Annotated in this window: 1 protein-coding gene; it reads left to right on the top strand. The window is 47.0% G+C overall.

The features are described 5' to 3' along the window. The coding region (gene traF / locus AB4496_RS21355; protein ID WP_372131886.1) for a conjugal transfer protein TraF at positions 1-377 on the top strand (377 nt) is incomplete at its 5' end. Positions 378-523: the final 146 nt, after the last annotated feature.

Raw genomic sequence — 523 nt, 5'->3', positions numbered from 1 at the left:
GACAGGTGTATTTAGCACTGGAGGATAAGAAGAAGACCGACGCGGTTGAAAAGATGAAACAAGACGGATGGGGCTTTTTCTTTGTTTATGAAGGAAAAGATGCGCTAAGCCAGCAACTCGCCCCGTCCATTCAAGCGTTTGCTGACCAATACCATTTTGAGCTCCTTGGGATCAGTAATGATGAAACCTTCATCACTCACCTCAAAGAAAACCGCCACAACCAGGGAAAAGTCACGGTGCCTTTTACGCCCGCCTTGATTTTGGTGCATCCAAGCACTGGAGAGATGAAGCCACTGGCGTACGGCTGGATAAGCCAAAATGATTTAATTGGGCGCTTTTACAACGTCGCCACCCACTTTGAGCAATCGGATTTTTAAAGCCACTCAATCCATGTAAAACCACCCAAACGTAAGGAGGCGCTATGCCATTTCTTCGTACCCTTGTGCTTGCTTTTTTGATTCATGCCGCCAGCGCACACGCTGCCATGCAAAACCAATATGCCCTAGTGTTCTTTTTTGAAAGC

Origin of the sequence: Vibrio sp. 10N.222.46.A1, from assembly GCF_041473595.1 — a bacterium.
In the GTDB taxonomy this organism is placed as follows: domain Bacteria; phylum Pseudomonadota; class Gammaproteobacteria; order Enterobacterales; family Vibrionaceae; genus Vibrio; species Vibrio tasmaniensis_A.
Note: the sequence above shows the minus strand (reverse complement) of the source record. Positions and strands in the feature narration are given on the sequence as shown.